Origin of the sequence: Oribacterium sp. Sow4_G1_1 (assembly GCF_052116105.1) — a bacterium.
In the GTDB taxonomy this organism is placed as follows: Bacteria; Bacillota; Clostridia; order Lachnospirales; family Lachnospiraceae; genus Oribacterium.
On the sequence record NZ_JBQKLS010000021.1, the window covers coordinates 1 to 20,219 of the forward strand.

12 protein-coding genes and 1 rRNA gene are annotated in these 20,219 nt (G+C 56.1%); 1 reads left to right on the forward strand and 12 read right to left on the reverse strand.

The window, feature by feature from the left end:
• The 10 genes from ACTQ52_RS10915 to ACTQ52_RS10960 all read right to left on the reverse strand — a co-directional run.
• A 16S ribosomal RNA gene (locus ACTQ52_RS10915) occupies positions 1 to 192 on the reverse strand; the annotation flags it as partial.
• Between the two features lie 627 nt (positions 193 to 819).
• On the reverse strand, positions 820 to 1,623 hold the full coding sequence (locus ACTQ52_RS10920; protein ID WP_441982638.1) for a mechanosensitive ion channel family protein: 804 nt from the start codon (positions 1,621 to 1,623) through the stop codon (positions 820 to 822).
• Between the two features lie 117 nt (positions 1,624 to 1,740).
• Positions 1,741 to 2,742 (reverse strand): NAD(P)H-hydrate epimerase, encoded by a 1,002-nt coding sequence (locus ACTQ52_RS10925; protein ID WP_441982639.1) that lies wholly within the window; start codon positions 2,740 to 2,742, stop codon positions 1,741 to 1,743.
• 273 nt (positions 2,743 to 3,015) lie between these two features.
• Positions 3,016 to 4,227: a THUMP domain-containing class I SAM-dependent RNA methyltransferase gene (locus tag ACTQ52_RS10930; RefSeq protein ID WP_441982640.1), complete on the reverse strand. Its 1,212-nt coding sequence runs from the start codon at positions 4,225 to 4,227 to the stop codon at positions 3,016 to 3,018.
• Positions 4,228 to 4,388: 161 nt separating this feature from the next.
• A complete protein-coding gene (locus ACTQ52_RS10935; RefSeq protein ID WP_441226947.1) occupies positions 4,389 to 5,060 on the reverse strand; it encodes a DUF1700 domain-containing protein in 672 nt (223 codons plus the stop codon).
• A gap of 286 nt (positions 5,061 to 5,346) precedes the next feature.
• Complete coding sequence (gene aspS, locus ACTQ52_RS10940) at positions 5,347 to 7,161, reverse strand: aspartate--tRNA ligase (RefSeq protein ID WP_410043660.1); 1,815 nt, start codon at positions 7,159 to 7,161, stop codon at positions 5,347 to 5,349.
• A gap of 30 nt (positions 7,162 to 7,191) precedes the next feature.
• Positions 7,192 to 8,463: a histidine--tRNA ligase gene (gene hisS, locus ACTQ52_RS10945; protein WP_441982641.1), complete on the reverse strand. Its 1,272-nt coding sequence runs from the start codon at positions 8,461 to 8,463 to the stop codon at positions 7,192 to 7,194.
• Between the two features lie 161 nt (positions 8,464 to 8,624).
• Complete coding sequence (locus ACTQ52_RS10950; protein WP_441982642.1) at positions 8,625 to 9,890, reverse strand: diaminopimelate decarboxylase; 1,266 nt, start codon at positions 9,888 to 9,890, stop codon at positions 8,625 to 8,627.
• 112 nt (positions 9,891 to 10,002) lie between these two features.
• Positions 10,003 to 11,433: a pyruvate kinase gene (gene pyk / locus ACTQ52_RS10955; protein WP_410043657.1), complete on the reverse strand. Its 1,431-nt coding sequence runs from the start codon at positions 11,431 to 11,433 to the stop codon at positions 10,003 to 10,005.
• Between the two features lie 204 nt (positions 11,434 to 11,637).
• Entirely contained in the window at positions 11,638 to 12,285 is a 648-nt protein-coding gene (locus tag ACTQ52_RS10960) for a hypothetical protein (protein WP_410043656.1), read from the reverse strand.
• Between the two features lie 432 nt (positions 12,286 to 12,717).
• Here ACTQ52_RS10960 and ACTQ52_RS10965 point away from each other — a divergent pair, with 432 nt between their 5' ends.
• Positions 12,718 to 17,097 carry an acyl-CoA dehydratase activase-related protein gene (locus tag ACTQ52_RS10965; protein ID WP_441982643.1) on the forward strand — a complete coding sequence of 1,460 codons (4,380 nt, stop codon included), beginning with the start codon at positions 12,718 to 12,720 and terminating at the stop codon, positions 17,095 to 17,097.
• Between the two features lie 34 nt (positions 17,098 to 17,131).
• Here the strand turns inward: ACTQ52_RS10965 and glyA are convergent, their stop codons facing one another.
• Entirely contained in the window at positions 17,132 to 18,385 is a 1,254-nt protein-coding gene (glyA, locus tag ACTQ52_RS10970; RefSeq protein WP_441982644.1) for a serine hydroxymethyltransferase, read from the reverse strand.
• Positions 18,386 to 18,421: 36 nt separating this feature from the next.
• Positions 18,422 to 20,170, reverse strand: a complete 1,749-nt coding sequence (recJ, locus tag ACTQ52_RS10975; protein ID WP_441226941.1) for a single-stranded-DNA-specific exonuclease RecJ — start codon at positions 20,168 to 20,170, stop codon at positions 18,422 to 18,424.
• Positions 20,171 to 20,219 lie beyond the last annotated feature (49 nt).

Here is a 20,219-nt window from a genome sequence, read left to right on the forward strand (position 1 = left end):
ATGCGGTATTAGCAGTCTTTTCAAACTGTTATCCCCCTCTGTAAGGCAGGTTACCCACGTGTTACTCACCCGTCCGCCACTCGACTTTCATAGAAATCAACCGAAATCTCAATCTAATCAGTCTCGTTCGACTTGCATGTGTTAGGCACGCCGCCAGCGTTCATCCTGAGCCAGGATCGAACTCTCATATTAAATGTTAAGGCCGAAGCCTCTAAGTTCTTTCCGATTCAGAACTCGCTTAGCTTTGTTCTGTCCGTTGTTTTACTGCGAATAAATTCGCGCGATCTCTTGATCGCTTGACCATTGCTGGTCTCTGAAAATTCTTTAGAATCTTCAGGGTCTGTGTATTAATCGATCTTTGATTTTCAAGGTTCGTTGTGCTCTCGTCTCGCGACAGCTTGTATATATTATCAAACCGTTTTGCTTGTGTCAAGCACTTTTTAAAATTTCTTTTTGTCATTCGCTTGCGATGGATCTTTGTGTCCGTTTCGCTTGCGGCGACAGTTGCATACTTTAACAGACGAAGCAGGGCATGTCAAGCACCATTTTCAACTTTTCAAAAAAATTCCCAAAGCAATTCAGGGTACCCGGAGGGCTGTCATCGGAAGCACAGTACTCCGAAGCTGGAAGACTCTAAAACCCTGCCCTTAAGAAGTACTAAGCCCTCTGCAATCGCCGAGTTTTCTTGATGAAAACTCAGCGTTGACAGAGGGTTCCATGGAGAGATAGCACTAAGTACTTCTAAAGGGCAGGATTTTGATTCTTCACAGCTTCTACGTATGGCTTCCGATGGCAGCCCTCCGGGCACCCTGAATCCGCTCAATGCATATTAATATCAATGGTCTGATATGGGATCACAACGTGATGTTCGTTGAACGCCTTTATTATTTTTTCGCGGAGTTCGCTGCAGGCGCGGAAGTTCTCGTCGACGCTGTGTGTCCATACAGTGAACTTAAATACGACGCCGTTCTGGCTTACGCGGCTCATCGCAATCGTGACGTCTTTCCTGCTGACCTCCGGCTGGCTTTCGAGTGCCTGGCGGATCAGGGAACGAACGAGATCGAAGTCAGATTCATACGCGACCTCGAACTCGAGGAAATTACCTGTACCCTCCACGTAGTCAGCATTGACGATCACTGCCTGATCCACGAGGCTGTTCGGAATGATATTGCTCTGTCCGTCATAGCTCTGGATCACGACATGACGGAAGGTCATATCCTTTACGATGCCTTCGCAGATCTGCGTGCCTCCCTGCAGGAGCTTCACCTTCTGTCCGATTTCAAGCGGACGGGAGGCAGACAGCATGAAGCCGGAAATCACGTTTCCGAGAGCCTGCTGCGCCGCGAAGGTCGAGACAGCGATGATCAGGGTACCACTTTGCAGGATAACGGTACTGATCTCGCGCGCCATGTCAAACTGTGACAGCACGGAGTAGATCGCCGTCGCGAGAAGGACGACGTACACCACGCTGTTCAGAAACTTATAGAAGATACTGTTCTTCCGCCGATTGATTCTCCGGAAGATACGATTCGTGATGGAAATCAGCGCTGCAAACACCACGACGATGATCGCAATCGAGATCAGTTTATCGAGGTGCCCCTCTGCCATGATATATTCTTTCATTCCGCCTCCCTGTTTCGTGTCACATGCTGCACAGCGATCCTCGTTCCGTCGCGGTCACAGCCCGTTTCATTCGTTAAAGCCAGGCCCACGCCGGGGCATGCTGATGTAGACATTGGCCTACGCGTGCCTTTCTGCCTCTTCATACGCTTCGTCGGGGATGCCAATGTCTTCGACCAGCACCCGCCCGGCAAAGTTCTGTCCGGCGCCGCACACGAGGCCGGTCTTGTTTCGTCCGAAGGTGATGGTCACATCCGCTTTTATGCCACAGCCCATGAGTTCGCCCGTGTCGGTATTGATGCCGGAGGGTGTGTCGATGGCGAGCACGAATCCATGCCTGCGGCGATTGGCCTCTTCTATAAACGCGCGGTAGTCGCCCGCAATTTCTCGATGCAGGCCAATGCCGAAGATACCGTCGATCAGAATGTCGTCGTCCGGAAGTCTGTTCGCCCGAAGCAGCGATGCATCGTCTGCGGCAGTGGCGCTGTCTGGATGCACCGCAATAGCAGCTGCTTCGCCAGCACCAGCAGTATCAACGCCCGGATGTACTGCCATAACCGTTGCTTCGCCAGCATTAACGCCTGGATGCACTGCCATAACAGCTACCTCACCAGCATTGGCAGTATCAACGTCTGGATGATACATGGTCACCGTGCCGCCTGCCTGCTGAAAATGGCAGAGCTGGTAGAGAAACTCCCAGCTGGCTTTCTCCAGGTTTCCGACGATGTAAACCTGCGGCTGGTAGCCCTCCTCGAGGAGCATACGCGACGCGCAGACACCGTCCGCGCCATTATTGCCGACGCCGCAGAGCACGGAAATCTTCAGATCCTGGTATCGCGCAGCTGGCTTCTGTTGATCCCGCACACCGTTTACGTCTGCCACCCCATCTCCGAGGCTCACGAGTTCAGCCAGCGCGTCCTTCACCTCATTTGTCACCGTAGCATCTACACGCTTCTGTGCGAGCGGAAAATGCTTCATTACGTATTCCGCGATCTTACTGCTCGCCGTTTCCATCAGCGTCAGAGACTTCAGTCCCATCACATCCATCGCGTAGCGGTCGGCCGCCTTCGCCACCGTACCCGTGATGCACATCGCTTTCCGATTACCATTCTCATGTTGCATATTCCCGCCTCTTCCTATAAAGAAATATCATCGCAGGGATGGGCTGCTCATCCCCTTCGCTTCATCACGCCATCTGTCCGCTCGGCATCCCCGCCCTGATCGGGCCTTTATTCCGAAACGCTTCTAGTGATATTTTACCACAGATTCATTTCCAACGCACAGTACGCTGCAATTGCGTTTTCATCCAGCAGAATCCGCGCATAAAAAAGAGGCCGCCCCCCTCACGTTCATCTTAAGAATTTCGTAAGGGGGTCTGACCCCATTAAATTTTTATTAAATTTTCGGGAGCACCGGCTTCCCGCGGAAATCATGCGGTGCGGAGCGCTGGATATAGCGCTTGTCGTAGCTGTAGAAGTAGGTCTTCATCATACCGTTATAGATCTTCCGGTTCTTGTCGGCCTTTCCGAGGTACTTCTGCGCGTCCTCCCAGGCCGTGATGAGGTGCATAGACCAGCTGTCGAGGCCCTGATATGCCTCCTTCAGCTCGGTGTACAGAAGCGGCAGATTCCGCTTATCCTCGATTCGCTCACCGTATGGCGGGTTCGTGAGGATATAACCGAACTTACCGCTGTGCGAGAAGTTCGCGATGTCACGCACCTGCAGATGCACGATCTTCTCTACACCGGCACGCTCTGCGTTCTCACGCGCGACCGGAATCACCTCCGGATTGATGTCATAGCCCTGGATATCCACCTTCTTCCCGAAGCGGTTCACACCGGTATCCAGAAGCGTCTGGTCGATGGCCTCATCCGCCTCGTCGAGTGCGTTATACCAGCACTTCTTATCGATCAGATTCGTCCACGCCTCGGAAACGAAGGCACGATCCATGCCTGGGGCAATGTTGGCGGCGATCATGGCTGCCTCGATCACGAAGGTACCGGAGCCGCACATCGGATCGACGAAGGCGTGGTCCTCACGCCAGCCGGACTGCATGATGAGGGCCGCAGCCAGCGTCTCGGTGATCGGCGCGAGGCCCTGCTTCAGACGGTAGCCACGCTTATGGAGGGACTCGCCGGAGGTATCGAGGCAGACCGTGAAGATATCCTTATACGCAAAGACACGTACCGGATACTTCGCACCATGCTCCTCGAACCAGTCGACGCCATAGTATGCGCCCATGCGGGCAACCATTGCCTTCTTCATAACCGACTGGATGTCACGGGTCGAAAAGAGCTTCGACTTGATGGAGCTCGCCTTCGTAACCCAGAAGCTGCCATCCTTCGGTACGAAATTCTCCCATGGGAGTGATTTCGTCGCCTGGAAGAGCTCCTCCCAGGTCTCTGCCCGGAAGGTGCCGACCTTCAGCAGGATACGCTCCGTCGTACGGAGGAAGACATTGGCACGCGCGATGGCGTCCGCATCGCCGATAAAGCTCACGCGTCCGTCGGTGACTTCCGTGATGTCGTAGCCGAGATTGATGATTTCTTTTTTCGTGACGGCCTCGAGACCGAAATGGCAAGGCGCAATCAGTTCAAATGTTTTCATGATATAAACCTTTCGTAATACTATGTGCGAAGGGATGATGTTCGATAAATGTCGCTCGTCCAGGCAGGACAGGCAGTGCTATAAGCCGTACGCAGCCTGACGCCCGATCCTTCTGGCGTCTGGGCATGACGGATCCATCCGGGCGGCGTAAGCACGCCGGACTAGTGATTGATGATGCCCTTGATCAGCCAGAGCACGACGAGGACCACCAGCAGTGGGAGCAGTACCGGCGAAAGGAAGGCCAGCACACCACCGATGAGGCCCACGAGGACCTGGAATACCAGGAAGAAGATGATGAAGACGGCGATGCAGCCCCAGCCGCTCGCGTCAAACACATGCACGTGGCTGCCTGTGCCGCCCTGCTGCGCCTTCCGCTCGCTGTGATGGCGATAGAACGGGTCGCTCCAGCCGTTGTCGTTCCGCTCTCCGTTCTCGGCGTAGCTCTCCCGCTCCTGGTGGTTCTCGTCCTCATAGCCCTGGCGCACGGTCTCCGCATCCTCTGCCTCGGTTTCACAGCTGCGCGCACCGGTGCCACTATAGTTCGCACGGAAATGGTCGAAGGCGTCGGAATCCGGCTCGAGATCGACCGTGCCACGGATTTCATCATCCTGACTCGCGATCGGATCGCCCGCCGCCTCGGCGGTATCGATGATGGTCTTCGCCAGCAGTCTCGGTGAACCGAGCTCCTCGATGACCTCTGCCTCGGAGCGCCCCTTCCGGACCTCTCCACAGATATAGCTGTCGTAATATGCGATCTGCTCACGAATCACCTGATCTGAAACGCTCAGGTTGAGCTGGACCGTTAAATCATGCAGGAACTGTTCCTTATTCAAATTCGTTTCCTCATCGCGGCGGCTGCCGCCTTCTTTTCTATTCCGATCGATGTCAGTTTTCGCAGGCCAATGCCTACATGCACGCAGGGCTTCGCCCATGCCGTAAGATTCGATCATGCTTCAGATGAAGCGCCTCTAATATACAATAAACCGAGACCTGCACAGTGCGCAAGTCCCGGTTATATTTTTCACAGAAAATTCGGAATCGCAGTGCCTCGCAGCGCCGCCAGGCATTTTCGATGCAGGTGCATCATGTAGACATTGGCCTCACAGATGCACGGCGGAATCACTCTTCCGTCTTCTCCTCTGCCTCCTCCGGAACCACGGCGATGCCGAGGTCGGTAAGCTGTGACTCGTCAAATACCGGAGCCGGTGCATCCATCATCGGATCGGAGCCGTCCTTGATCTTCGGGAAGGCGATGACATCACGGATCGTGTCGGAGCCGACCATCCACATCGCGAGACGGTCGAGGCCGTACGCGAGACCAGCGTGTGGCGGTACTCCGTACTTGAAGGCCTGCATCAGGAAGCCGAACTGCTTCTGCGCCTTCTCCGGTGTGAAGCCGAGCTTCTCAAGCATCTTCTCCTGCACGTCGGCCTGGTGGATACGAACAGAACCACCGCCGAGCTCCGTACCGTTCAGAACGATATCATATGCCTTCGCACGAACCGCGCCCTGATCGGTATCGATCATCGGGAGGTCCTCCTCCATCGGCATCGTGAACGGATGATGCATCGCCTGGTAACGGCCGAGCTCGTCGGACCACTCGAACATCGGGAACTCGGTGACCCAAAGGAACTTCCACGCCTTACGATCGATGAGATCGAGGTCTGCGCCGAGCTGGAGACGAAGTGCACCGAGTGCGCTCCATACGGTCGTGTTCTTCGTGTCGGATACGAACATGAGGAGGTCGCCCGGCTCGCCGCCCATCTCCTGGCAGAGTGCCTTCAGCTCCTCTTCCGTCATAAACTTCGCGAAGCTGGACTTATAGCTGCCATCCTCGTTGATCGCGAGGTACGCGAGGCCCTTCGCACCATAGCCCTTGACGAGCTCGGTGTACTTATCGATGTGCTTACGCGGCATCTTCGCCTGCCCCTTGACATTGAGACCCTTGATCATACCGCCGTCCTTCGCGCATGCGGAGAACACGCCGAAGCCACAGTCCTTCACCACCTCAGTGACATCGTGAAGCAGCATCTCGAAACGCATATCCGGCTTATCGGAGCCGTACTGGTTCATCGCGTCGATCCATGGCATCCGCATGATCGGGAGTTCAATGTCTACATCGCACACCTCCTTGAAGATGTACTTCAGCAGACGCTCGTTGACCTCGATGACATCATCGACATCCACGAAGCTGAGCTCCATATCCACCTGGGTGAACTCCGGCTGACGATCAGCACGGAGATCCTCATCACGGTAGCAGCGTGCCAGCTGGAAGTACCGGTCGAAGCCGGATACCATGAGGAGCTGCTTCAGGAGCTGCGGAGACTGCGGCAGCGCGTAGAAGGAGCCGTGGTGCATACGGGACGGTACGAGGAAGTCTCTCGCGCCCTCCGGGGTGGACTTGATGAGGGTCGGGGTCTCGATCTCGAGGAAGCCGTTCTCACTCATGAAGCTGCGAATCAGATAGGCGATCTTCGCTCTCGTCATGATGCGCTTCGCGAGCTCCGGACGGCGAAGGTCGAGGTAACGATACTTGAGACGTGTGTTCTCGTTCGTCGGGATCCCATCCTCGATCGGGAATGGTGGCGTCTCGGACTCTGCGAGAATACGAAGTGCTCTGGCAGAAATCTCGATGCTTCCTGTCTTCATATCCTTGTTTGCATCCTTACCACGGGAACGGACGATACCAGTCACCGCGATTACAAACTCGGAACGCAGCTTCGCTGCCTTCTCAAACACCTCGGTGCCGCACTCGGACTCCTCGAACACGATCTGCAGGAGACCGGAACGATCACGAAGGTCTGTAAAGATCAGACCGCCCTTGTTTCTGGAGCGCTGAACCCAGCCCATCATGGTGACTTCTCTGTCGATATAGGACTCGTCAAGCTCTGTACATCTGCACGTTCTGTGCAGACCTTTCATAGACTCTGCCATAGCTTTTACCTCTTATATATAATGAAAAAATTACTGTAATGAATCCTGATAGAATTCCTTAAACTCGGTATATCCCTCCGATGTAAGCTGCTCCTTCTGGAACTTCTTGTTTTTATTCATGCGGGATACCAGAACGGTCTCTCCCTGAAGACGACGTGTCATCGCTTCGCTGATCGCCTCGGCGGTCTTCGCACGATCGAGGTTCTTATCGAGGAGGAAGGCCACCTTCGTGCCCTCACCCGGAACCTTCTCGTCTGCGTCGAGCATGATGGTGATGATACGCTCGAAGCCGATCGAGAAGCCGACGGCCGGGGTATCCTGACCGGTGAACTTGCCGACCATACGGTCATAGCGTCCGCCACCGCCGACGGAGCCGCTGAAGCCCTCGGCACGGATCTCGAAGATCGGACCGGTATAGTAGCCCATACCACGCACGAGGGTCGGATCGAAGAGAACCTTTACATTGACGCTCTTGACAGCTGCCACCGTCTCCACGATGGTGGCGAGGTTATCCGTCACGCTCTCCGGGAGCACATCCTTCAGCTTCTCACCGAGGGTGCGGATGTCCTGTGCGTCGGTACCGATGGTCGCAAGCAGCGCCTGATACTTATCGATGACGCTCTCCTCATAGCCGAGCGAAAGGAGCTCTGCCTTTACGCCGTCATTTCCGATCTTGTCGGCCTTATCGAGGCTGATGCAGACCTTCTCGAAATCGTCTGCAGAGAAGCCGGCGTAGGCCTGCATGCCGCGGAGGATTTCACGGTCGTTGATCACGATGGAGAAGTTATACTTCTCACCGAAGCCGATGCGGTTAAGCAGGGTGGAGATGGCGAGGATCAGCTCGATCTCCGCGACGTTGCTGCCATCACCGAAGATGTCGATGTCGCACTGCACGAACTCACGGAAGCGGCCCTTCTGCGGACGATCCGCACGGAACACCGGTCCGATCTGGAGCGCCTTAAACGGGCTCGGGAGCTGTGCCTGGTTCTGGCTGTAGAAGCGGCTCAGTGGAAGGGTCAGATCATAGCGGAGGCCGGAATCTGCGAGTGCATCCAGATCGCCGGACTGGAATGCGCTTTCCAGCTTATCGCCGCGCTTCTGTACCTTAAAAATCAGCTTCTCGTTATCACCGCCCTGCTTGCTGAGCAGGTTCTCGATGTGCTCGACGACCGGGGTCTCGATCTCTGTAAAGCCGAACTCCTTATAGGTTCTGCGGATTTCGCTCAGAACATACTGGCGAAGCTCCATCTCTCTCGGGAGGATGTCCTTCATACCGGTGACCGGTTTCTTCTTTAATGCCATAGCTGTACCTCATATCAATGTTAATACGGCCTTTAATTATAACAACAGTCGCGCAAATACGCAAGAACCTCGCACGGTGCGCGGCCTCGGCAATACGCCGAAATCACGAAACCGCACCTCTGGCTCGAGGTGCGGTTTTTACATCATGATGTATGCATTGATCAGAGATACTTCTTCATGCAGTCATCAATATCAAGCGTTGCGAAGTAGTCCTTCGGGGTCTCGGCGCGGCGGATGAGCTTGACAGAGCCGTCTTCGCGGAGCAGGAGCTCGGCGGACCAGAGCTTGCCGTTGTAGTTGTAGCCCATCGCGAAGCCGTGTGCGCCGGCGTCGTGGATGAAGAGGTAGTCGCCCTTCTCGAGCTCCGGAAGTTCACGGTCAATGGCGAACTTGTCGTTGTTCTCGCAGAGCGAGCCGGTCACGTCATAGGTGTGGTCACATGGCGCGTTCTCCTTCCCGAGGACGGTGATGTGGTGGTAAGCGCCGTACATCGCCGGGCGCATGAGGTTGACCGCACAGGCATCGACACCGGCATACTCCTTATAGGTATGCTTGAAGTGAATGACCTTCGTGATCAGTGCGCCGTATGGTGCCAGCATGAAGCGGCCCATCTCGGTGAAAATGCGGATGTCGCCGAGGCCGTGCGGCACGAGCACTTCATCAAATACGCGATGAACGCCCTCGCCGATCGCCTCGATGTCGTTCGACTTCTGGTCCGGCTTGTATGGCACGCCGACACCGCCGGAGAGGTTGATGAAATCGAGCGCAACACCGGTCTCTGCCTTGATCTTGACGGCGAGCTCGAAAAGCTCCTTCGCAAGGGTCGGGTAGTAATCATTCGTTACGGTGTTCGATGCGAGGAAGGCGTGCATGCCGAAGTGCTTGACGCCACCCTCCTTCAGGATACGGTAGCCCTCGATGAGCTGTGCGGTGGTCATGCCATACTTCGCATCCTGCGGGTTATCCATGATGGTGTTTGCGATGCGGAAGTATCCGCCTGGGTTATAGCGAAGGCTCATGGTTTCCGGGAAGCTGCCCAGAGTATCCTTCAGCTCCTGGATGTTCGTGAAGTCATCGAGGTTGATGATGGCACCGAGCTCGTTCGCTACCTTATACTCCTCGAGCGGTGTGTCGTTCGAGGAAAACATGATGTCGTGGCCGTGGAAGACGCAGGCGTCGGACATCTGAAGCTCGGTGAGGGAGCTGCAGTCCGTGCCGCAGCCCTCTTCCTTCAGAATACGAAGGATGGACGGGTTCGGGGTCGCCTTCACCGCAAAATACTCCTTGAAGCCCTTATTCCAGCTGAAGGCCTTATATACCTTCCGCGCATTCTCACGAATGCCCTTCTCGTCGTACAGATAAAAAGGTGTCGGGTAGGTCTTCGCAATTTCCTTCACCTGGTCCAGTGTGATATATGGTGTTTTCATGGTTTCCTCCACGTTCGTAAAATCTAATGTCAAATCTTAATACAGACGATTTATAAAAGAAAATACTTGCCGGTTATGGCAAGTATAAATCTTTTGGGGCATCTCTTTGCGATCAGGCCTGCATTACTCTCATGATATTCGTCGCGGTCACCGGCTGGTTGCGGGTCATGCGGGACAGTACGCCGGCGGTGATGACGCAGAGGTCGCCCTTCTCGACGATGCTGCGCTCGCGGAGCTCCTCCATGGAGGACTCGAAGAGTTCGTCGGTGGTATCAGCTCTTCTCGCCCAGATCGGGGTGACGCCCCAGAGGAGCATCATCTGGCGAACGGTCGCCTGGCTCGGGGACATCGCATAGATGTGAGTCTTCGGGCGGTACTTCGAAATCAGCTTTGCGGTCGAGCCGGAGAGCGTCGGTACGATCAGTGCCTTGGCGTCAAGCTCACTCGCAGTGGTGACAGAAGCTGCGCAGACAGCATTGGAAATATTTGCATAGGTGCTCTCATCGACGTTGCGCATCTTATACTGTGTGTAGTCGAGGAACTGCTCGGTATACTCGACGACGGACGCCATCATATCGAGGGCCTCGACCGGATACTTGCCGGCTGCGGTCTCACCAGACAGCATGACAGCGTCGGTTCCGTTATAAACCGCATTTGCAACGTCGGTCACTTCCGCTCTCGTCGGACGCGGATTACGGATCATGGAATCGAGCATCTGGGTTGCGGTGATGACGAGCTTGCCTGCGAAGTTACACTTGTGGATCATCTCCTTCTGGAGCTGCGGGAGACGCTTCGCGTCGATCTCCACACCGAGGTCGCCACGGGCCACCATGATACCATCGGCGGCTGCGATGATGGCGTCGAGGTTATCCAGGCCCTCCTGAGACTCGATCTTCGCGATGATCTTCATGCTGGAGCCTGCCTCGTCGATCAGTGCACGAATCTGCTCGATGGCCTCCGCATTACGCACGAAGGAAGCGGCTACGAAATCGAAGCCCTCTTCGATACCGAACTTGATGTCCTCGATATCCTTCTCGGTCAGGCCCGGAAGGCGAATGCTGACGTTCGGAACATTGACACCCTTCTTCTCACCGAGCTCGCCGCCGTTTGTGATGAGGCAGTGGATGTCCGCGCCCTCGACGCGCTGCACCTTGAGGCCGATCAGGCCATCATCGATCAGGATGGTGCTGCCCTCCTGGACGTCTTCATTGAGCCCGTTATAGTTAATGTATACACGCGATGCATTTCCGATGCACTCGTCGATGGTCAGGACGATTTCGTTGCCCGCCTCGAGCATCACCTTCTTGTGGTCCTCGAGCTCACCGGTACGAATCTCCGGTCCCTTCGTGTCAAGCAGCGCGGCGATCTCACGACCGGTATCCTTGCGTGCCTGCTTCAGCAGCGCGAGACGGCCGAGGTGCTCCTGGTGGCTGCCATGGGAGAAGTTGAAACGTGCCACGTCCATCTTCTCTGCGAGCTTCTTCATCAGCTCGTAATCGTTCTCATTCGGTCCAAGTGTACATACAATCTTCGTCTTTCTCATAAAATTCTCCTCTTTTTAGAACCGGCCGGTACTGTGTCCGGCATTTATGTCAAGCGCCGGGAAAACCGGTGGATGCTCGCAGTTTCGTGGGCCAATGTCTCCGGTCGAAAGGCTGATGGCCTCTCGCCTGACGTTCGGATGCCCACCGCCCCTCCTGCTGCCCTGCAGGTCGACGACTTCGCGCATATCTGTCGCTGCCGTGCGTCAGCGGAAATCCCGCATGTTATAGATGTTTCTGTTCTTCGGTCGCTGATTCGTCAGAAGGAAGAACAGCGCGACATTCAGCAGGCTCACAAGGATCGCCACCTTGTTGCCGAGGCCCGGAAGGGCCACAAAATAGAATAGATAGAGGACCACCTCTGCGATCGCCAGCCACTTCGCCTTGATCGGGATGATGAAGTACAGAAGGAAGGTCGTCTCCGGAAACGTCAGGGCATACGCCAGGAAGATACTGAAGGTCATGTAGGTCGGATACAGCTGTACTGAATAACCGGTCACCAGATAAATCAGGATCGCCGCCAGTACCAGCAGAATCACGCCTGTAAAATAGAAGAAATTATACTTAAATGTCCCCCAGACGCGCTCCAGCGTCATCCCCAGACTGTAGTAGACGAACAGCGCGACGATCATCCACAGGAAGCTCGTCGATGGCGGATAGAAAATAAAGGTGATGATCCGCCAGATATGACCATGCAGAATCGCCTCCGCATCCAGATCCAGATAATAAAAATAAAGAAGTGGATTAAACATCTGGATGAGGTAACCCACCACATAGATCACGCAGATATACTTCATAAGATTCGGCACTGCATACTTCCCGAATCTCCGCTCCAGCTTCTGATAAAAAGTCAATATATACTCCTTTCAGTTCATCACACAGTTATTAAATTATCAATTTCGACATTCAGATACTAGTAACCCATCATGAACGTGAAATACGCTAGAAGTATACGTGTTACGCCCTTCTTTTTCAAGAGAAATATATGTAAAGGCGAGCACTCCACGCAGCGTTCTGCTGACCGTTCAGGCAGGGGATACGAAAGGGAGGGCAACGGATGCCATACACCTCACAAGATATGCTCAGAAAATATAATAAAAGCGATGAAAACGTTACTGATTTAACAAAAGTTTTATGATTATGCCGATTGAACCCCCATTTTTTAAATGCTACAATGCTACTTTGTTATTCTATATAAATATAGGTAGCTATTCAGAACACTTTGATCTTTCTAATAATTAAGAATCAGGTGCCAGGAAAGTATATAGGTAATAAGAGGTTATATCATGCAAGAGTATAGACTCGGAATCGACATTGGTTCTACAACCGTAAAGATCGCCATCCTCGATCAGGCGAAACAGCTTCTGTTCTCGGACTACCGCCGTCATCACGCGGATATCCAGGGCACGCTGGCAGATATTCTCGAGGAAGCGAAGGAGACGCTGGGTGAAATCCGCCTCGCGTCGGTCATCACCGGTTCTGGTGGACTGACGCTGAGCAAGCACATGCATGTTTTCTTCTGTCAGGAAGTCGTCGCGGTCGCAACCGCGCTCAAGGACTACCGTCCGGATACGGACGTCGCCATCGAGCTCGGCGGCGAGGACGCAAAAATCATATATTTCAAGGGTGGGATCGACCAGCGCATGAACGGCATCTGTGCCGGCGGTACGGGCTCCTTCATTGACCAGATGGCCTCCCTCCTTCATACCGACGCGGCCGGTCTCAACGATCTCGCCGCCGGTTATCAGATGATCTACCCGATCGCCGCACGCTGTGGTGTCTTCGCAAAGACGGATATCCAGCCGCTGATCAACGAGGGTGCGGCGCGCGAGGATCTCGCGGCGTCTATCTTCCAGGCGGTCGTCAACCAGACCATCTCCGGCCTCGCACAGGGCAAGCCGATCCGTGGTCACGTCGCCTTCCTTGGCGGCCCGCTTCACTTCATGCCGGAGCTCCGCAAGGCCTTCATCCGTACCCTCCATCTGCAGGGTGATGAGATCATCGAGCCGGAGAACAGCCATCTCTTCGCGGCGATCGGCTCCTGTCTGAACTGCCCGGAGGACGCGGAAGCTGTATCCATCACGTCTCTCATCGAGCAGCTCCGTCACGGCATCCAGATGGATACCGAGATCAAGCGTATGGACCCGCTCTTCCATAGCGAGGCTGAGTATCAGGAATTCACGCAACGTCATGCGCAGGCGCGCGTAAAGACAGCCGACCTCAGTACATATCACGGCAATGTCTTCCTCGGCATCGATGCCGGCTCCACCACGACGAAGCTGGCCCTCGTTTCCGAGCAGGGTGAGCTTCTCTACAAGTTCTATGCAAACAACGAGGGATCGCCGATCGCGACGGCCATCAAGTCCATGAAGGAAATCCGGGACCTGCTGCCTTCCGACGCACGCATCGCCTACAGCTGCTCCACCGGTTACGGTGAGGCACTCCTGAAGTCCGCCTTCCAGCTCGACGAGGGCGAGGTGGAGACCATCTCCCACTACTATGCAGCTGCGTTCTTCGAGCCGGAGGTCGACTGTATCCTCGACATCGGCGGCCAGGACATGAAGTGCATCCGCATCAAGGATGGCACCGTCGATTCGGTGCAGCTTAACGAAGCCTGCTCGTCCGGCTGTGGCTCCTTCCTCGAGACCTTCGCGCGCTCACTGGACTACTCCGTGATCGACTTCGCGCACGAGGCACTCTATGCAGCGAACCCGACCGACCTCGGCTCCCGCTGTACCGTGTTCATGAACTCGAACGTCAAGCAGGCGCAGAAGGAGGGGGCAAGCGTCGGCGATATCTCTGCCGGCCTCGCCTACTCCGTCATCAAGAACGCACTCTATAAGGTCATCAAGGTCACAGATGCGAAGGATCTCGGCCAGCACATCGTCGTACAGGGTGGTACCTTCTATAACGATGCCGTCCTCCGTGCCTTCGAGAACCTCCTCGACGCCCATGTCACCCGTCCGGATATCGCCGGCATCATGGGTGCCTTCGGCGCAGCACTGATCGCACGCGAGCGTTATCAGCTGAAGAACGAACATCTTCGTGCGATGAAGCCGGGTGAGGAAAAGGATGTTCCGCTCACCGCTTACGGACGCGTGCAGACCAGCATGCTTCCGATCGATGACATTATCCACCTCCAGTACACGACCCGCATGGCACGCTGCCAGGGCTGCAACAACCACTGCGTCCTGACCATCAACCAGTTCGGTGCCGGCCGGAACTTCATCTCCGGTAACCGCTGTGAGCGTGGTCTCGGAAAGGCGAAGGCGAAGTCGGACATTCCGAACCTCTTCGCTTATAAGATGAAGCGCATGTTTGATTACGAGCCGCTCCCGATCGATCTCGCCGAGCGTGGCGAGGTGGGTATCCCGCGCGTCCTCAACATGTACGAGAACTATCCGTTCTGGGCGACCTTCTTCCGTGAGCTGAAGTTCCGGACCGTACTGTCCCCGGCCAGCACACGTCAGATCTACGAGCTCGGCATCGAGACGATCCCGTCCGAGTCTGAGTGCTACCCGGCGAAGATCGCACACGGCCACATCGAGTGGTTGATGAAGCACGGGCAGAAGTTCATCTGGTACCCGTGCATCCCGTACGAGCGGAACGAGACACCGGATGCGGGCAATCACTACAACTGCCCGATGGTCACCTCCTATGCGGAGAACATCATCAACAACGTCGAGGACCTGCAGAACAACTCCGTCCTCTTCATGAAGCCGTTCCTCGCGCTGACGAACGAGAAGATCTGCACGGACCAGCTCGTGAAGGTCTTCGTCCATCCGGACCGCATCGAGGATTCGATCCGTCCGGTCGGCGAGCTCACCCTCGAGAAGATCGGTGAGCAGTTTAAGAAGTGGAATTTCACCGAGCAGGAGATCCGCTCGGCGGCGCATGAGGCCTGGGCAGAGCTCGAGCGTGCGCATCAGGATATGGAGAAGAAGGGTGAGGAAACCCTCCGCTGGATGAAGGAGACCGGCCACCGCGGCATCGTGCTGGCGGGTCGTCCATACCACGTGGATCCGGAAATCAACCATGGTATCCCGGAGCTGATCACGAGCTACAACTTCGCGGTGCTGACCGAGGATTCCATCTCCCATCTCGGCGAGGTGGAGCGTCCGCTGATCGTCACCGACCAGTGGATGTACCATACCCGCCTCTATCGCGCGGCTTCCTTCGTGAAGACCCGTGAGGACCTCGATCTCATCCAGCTGAACTCCTTCGGCTGCGGCCTCGATGCCGTCACCGTGGATCAGGTACGGGATATTCTGAACGGTTCTGATAAGATTTACACCGTGCTGAAGATCGATGAGGTCAACAACCTCGGCGCGGCACGTATCCGTGTGCGTTCGCTGATCGCGGCGATCCGTGTCCGGGAGGAGAAGCACTACGAGCGTACGCTGCGTCCGGCCAGCTATGATCGTAAGCTCTTCACGAAGGACATGAAGGACGAGGGCTACACCATCCTCTGCCCGCAGATGTCCCCGATCCACTTCGAGCTGATCGAGCCGGCCATCCGCGCCTGCGGTTATAAGGTCGAAGTCCTGAACAACGCAAACCGGACAGCGATCGATACGGGTCTCAAGTACGTGAACAACGATGCCTGCTACCCTTCCATCATCGTGGTCGGTCAGATCATGGATGCGCTGAACTCTGGAAAGTACGACCTCGATCACACTGCGGTCATCATGTCCCAGACGGGTGGCGGCTGCCGTGCGTCTAACTACATTGGCTTCATCCGACGTGCCCTCGAGCATGCCGGTATGGCGCAGATTCCGGTGATTTCGCTCAATGCGAACGGCATGGAGACTACACCGGGCTTCAAGATCACACTCCCGCTGCTGACGAAGGCCATGCAGGCGGTCGTTTATGGTGACATCTTCATGCGCTGTCTCTATGCGACACGGCCGTATGAGCAGACACCGGGTGCTGCCGAGGCGCTGCACCAGAAGTGGGTGAAGACCTGCATCGCATCGCTCCAGAAGAAATCCTCCTCGATGAGTGCGTTCTCACGGAACGTGAGCGGCATCATCCATGATTTCGATGTGCTGCCGCTGCAGGAGGGCCTCCGGAAGCCGAAGGTCGGGATCGTCGGCGAGATCCTCGTCAAGTTCTCGCCGCTCGCGAACAACCATATCGTGGAGCTGCTCGAGCGCGAGGGGGCGGAGGCCGTCATGCCGGATCTCATGGACTTCCTGCTCTACTGCTTCTACAACCAGAATTTCAAGTACGAGAATCTGGGGGCCGGCTGGAAGGGCAAGACGCTCTGCAATGCGGCGATCACGCTGCTTGAGTTCTTCCGGAAGACCGCACGGAAGGCGTTTGCGCAGTCTGCACGCTTCACGCCGCCTGGCGATATCCATGAGTTCGCGAAGATGGCGCGGGAATATGTGTCGCTGGGTAATCAGACCGGTGAGGGCTGGTTCCTAACGGGTGAGATGCTCGAGCTGATCGGCGAGGGTGTCGAGAATATCATCTGTACGCAGCCGTTCGGCTGTCTCCCGAACCACATCGTGGGGAAGGGCGTCATCAAGGAGCTGAAGCGGCATCATCCGGATGCGAACATCATCGCGGTGGATTACGATCCGGGTGCGTCGGAGGTGAATCAGCTGAATCGTATCAAGCTGATGCTGACGGTTGCGCAGAATAATTTAAAGTCGAAGTAAGCAAAAAGCCGAGGCAATTGCCTCGGCTTTTTGCTTATCCTTCGTAGATCGGATGTGCCTTGGTGAGTTCGAATACCTTTGCGGTGACGTCGTCCTTCGTCGCTTCGAAGTTGGTTGCGACGTTCCAGATGCAGTCGGCGATCGGTGCCATGTCGGCTTCGGTGAAGCCACGGGTGGTGACAGCCGCGGTACCGATGCGGACGCCGGAGGTGACGAACGGGGAGCGTGGGTCGTTCGGGATGGCGTTGCGGTTCAGGGTGATGTGTACTTCATCACAGTTGTTCTGCAGGGTCTTACCGGTGAGGTCTGGGATGTTTGTGAGATCCACCAGCATCAGGTGGTTGTCGGTACCGCCGGAAACGAGCTTGAAGCCCTTCGCCATCATGGCGTCGGCGAGTGCCTTACAGTTCTTCACGATCTGCTCCTGATAGGTCTTGAACTCTGGCTTCAGTGCTTCACCGAAGCAGATTGCCTTACCGGCGATGACGTGCTCGAGCGGGCCGCCCTGGCTGCCCGGGAAGACATTCTTGTTGAACTTGAAGCGCTCAGCGGTCTCTGCACTGGACAGGATGAGGCCGCCACGTGGTCCACGAAGGGTCTTGTGGGTCGTCGTGGTCGTCACGTCCGCGTATGGGATCGGTGACGGGTGAAGGCCGGCTGCGACGAGTCCGGCGATGTGGGCCATATCTACCCAGAGCACGGCACCGCACCTGTCGGCGATTTCACGGAAGCGCTTGAAGTCGATGATACGCGGATATGCGGAGGCACCGGCGATGATCATCTTCGGATGATGCTTCATCGCGAGGGCCTCGACCTCGTCATAATCGATGTAGCCGTCGGCGTTGATGCCGTACGGGACGATGTTATAAAAGCGGCCGGAGAAGTTCGCTGGTGAACCGTGGGTGAGGTGTCCGCCGGCGTCGAGGGACATGCCCATGATCGTGTCACCGGGCTCGCAGATCGCCATGGTGACGGCCATGTTTGCCTGTGCACCGGAGTGTGGCTGCACGTTCGCATACTCACAGCCGAACAGCTTCTTCGCACGCTCGATCGCGATGGTCTCGATTTCGTCGACATTGACGCAGCCACCGTAGTAGCGCTTGCCAGGGTAACCCTCGGCGTACTTGTTGGTCAGCACGGTGCCCATGGCCATCATGGCCGGGCCGGATACGATATTCTCCGATGCGATGAGCTCGATGTTGTGCATCTGGCGGTCATACTCGCGAAGAATCGCCGCGCCGATTTCCAGATCTGCCTGTGCGATGTAGTTCATTACTTCCTTGATCATAATCTGCCTCCTCTTTCTGTCTTCATGCCGGCCTGCTCACGCCCTCAGCTGATAATCCTCGATGACGATCTGCAGACTTTTAAATCCATTATATTCATTCACTTCCGGGTAGTAAACCACATCTATCAGGGATTTCGTGCCCTTATTTCGCATGAAGGCATCGCCATCCGTGAAGAGGATACCGGAGATCGAGGTTCCCTGCAGCGAGAGGAGCTGCAGGCGCACGACGTTCCGACCCTTACCGAGCACGCGGGCCTCGAGGATGCGGAGGTTCTTTTCGGCGAAGCACGGTTTTTCGTTGCCCTTTCCATACGGCTCGAGGCGATCGAATTCATGGATCAGCTCCTCCGTAACATAGCTTACCGGCATCGGCACATCGATCCAGAGCTTATCTACGAGCTGGTCGAGCTGAAGACCGCAGCGCGCGTTGAGGGCCGTACGGAAGCGGTCAATGTTGTCGCGCGGGAGGCTGAACCCGGCCGCAAGGGGATGGCCGCCGAACTTCGTGAGAAGCTCCGCCACCTCGGCGAGGCGCTCCGACATCGGATAGGCATCGATGCTTCGACCGGAGCCCTTCGCCATGAGGGTGCCGTCTTCTCCATCCTCGGCGTCGGTGACCACGAAAGCCGGACGGTAATACTTCTCGCGGAGGCGACCGGCGACGATGCCGGCGAGGCTCTCATGCAGCTTCGGAAGGTAGATGACGAGTACCGGATCGGACATATACTGCTGCTCTACCTGCGCATAGGCTTCCTTCGTCGCCTCGATCGTCATATCCTTTCGGACATCGTTCAGCTCCTTCAGCTTCACCGCCTTTGCGAGGGCCTCCGACGGGTCCGTGGTGGTAAAGAGCGACAGTGCGATCTCGGCACTGCGGAGCCGGCCGCCTGCATTGATACACGGGCCGATGATATAGCCGATGTGGTAACTCGTGATATGCTCCTTCTCGAGGAGGCCCTGCACGTCGAGCAGTGCGCGGAGGCCCGGATTCGTCGTCTGCCGAATCTGCTGGAGGCCGAACTTCACGATGATGCGGTTCTCATCCTGGAGCTCGACGACGTCGCAGACGGTCGCGATGGCGGCAAACTCGAGGAAATCGAGGTACGCGTCCTGCGGAAGCCCGCGGTTCTGATAGAGCAGGGTGATGATCTTCCAGGCGACGACCGCGCCGCAGATCTCGGTATACGGGTAGCGGCTGTCCTCGCGCTTCGCGTCCACGACGGCACTCGCCGGCGGCAGGATATCCCGCGACTCGCAGCCGTAGTCCTCGTCGTCCCGCTGGCGGATGTCATGGTGGTCCGTGATCAGCACGGTGAGGCCGAGGTCACGCGCATGCTTCATCTCCTCGATGGCGCTGATGCCGTTGTCGCAGGTGAGGATCACGCTGACGCCGTCCGCCTTCGCCTGGTCGATGATGTGCACGTTGATGCCGTAGCCGTCCCGGATGCGGTCCGGCAGCACGTAGTCGACCTGCGCGCCGAGGCGCTGGAGGCCGGTATAGAGGATGTAGGTCGCGCACACGCCATCGACGTCGTAATCACCGACGATACGGATATGGCGGCCCTCCTGGATCGCGCGGTTCAGATGATTCATGCAGCGGATCGCATCCGGCAGGAGGAGCGGCGAGTGAAGCTCCTCGAGGGAGCCATGCAGGTACTGCTCGATCTGCGCATCCGAGTTGATCTCTCGGTTCCGGAGGATACGCGCTGTCACCTGATCGATGTGGTGCGCTGCCGCGACCGCCTTGAAATCCGCCTTCTTGTTATAGATGAACCATTTTTTCATATGTTGTCCTTCAGGTTTTTGGTGTATATTAGTAATTTAGCTACAGTTC

Excerpts from the sequence above, each read along its gene's own strand:
- pyk (WP_410043657.1), bottom strand. The coding sequence starts at position 11,433 with ATGAGAAAGACGAAGATTGTATGTACACTTGGACCGAATGAGAACGAT.
- ACTQ52_RS10920 (WP_441982638.1), bottom strand. The coding sequence starts at position 1,623 with ATGAAAGAATATATCATGGCAGAGGGGCACCTCGATAAACTGATCTCG.
- ACTQ52_RS10965 (WP_441982643.1), top strand. The coding sequence starts at position 12,718 with ATGCAAGAGTATAGACTCGGAATCGACATTGGTTCTACAACCGTAAAG.
- ACTQ52_RS10925 (WP_441982639.1), bottom strand. The coding sequence starts at position 2,742 with ATGCAACATGAGAATGGTAATCGGAAAGCGATGTGCATCACGGGTACG.
- aspS (WP_410043660.1), bottom strand. The coding sequence starts at position 7,161 with ATGGCAGAGTCTATGAAAGGTCTGCACAGAACGTGCAGATGTACAGAG.
- hisS (WP_441982641.1), bottom strand. The coding sequence starts at position 8,463 with ATGGCATTAAAGAAGAAACCGGTCACCGGTATGAAGGACATCCTCCCG.
- ACTQ52_RS10950 (WP_441982642.1), bottom strand. The coding sequence starts at position 9,890 with ATGAAAACACCATATATCACACTGGACCAGGTGAAGGAAATTGCGAAG.
- glyA (WP_441982644.1), bottom strand. The coding sequence starts at position 18,385 with ATGATCAAGGAAGTAATGAACTACATCGCACAGGCAGATCTGGAAATC.
- ACTQ52_RS10930 (WP_441982640.1), bottom strand. The coding sequence starts at position 4,227 with ATGAAAACATTTGAACTGATTGCGCCTTGCCATTTCGGTCTCGAGGCC.
- recJ (WP_441226941.1), bottom strand. The coding sequence starts at position 20,170 with ATGAAAAAATGGTTCATCTATAACAAGAAGGCGGATTTCAAGGCGGTC.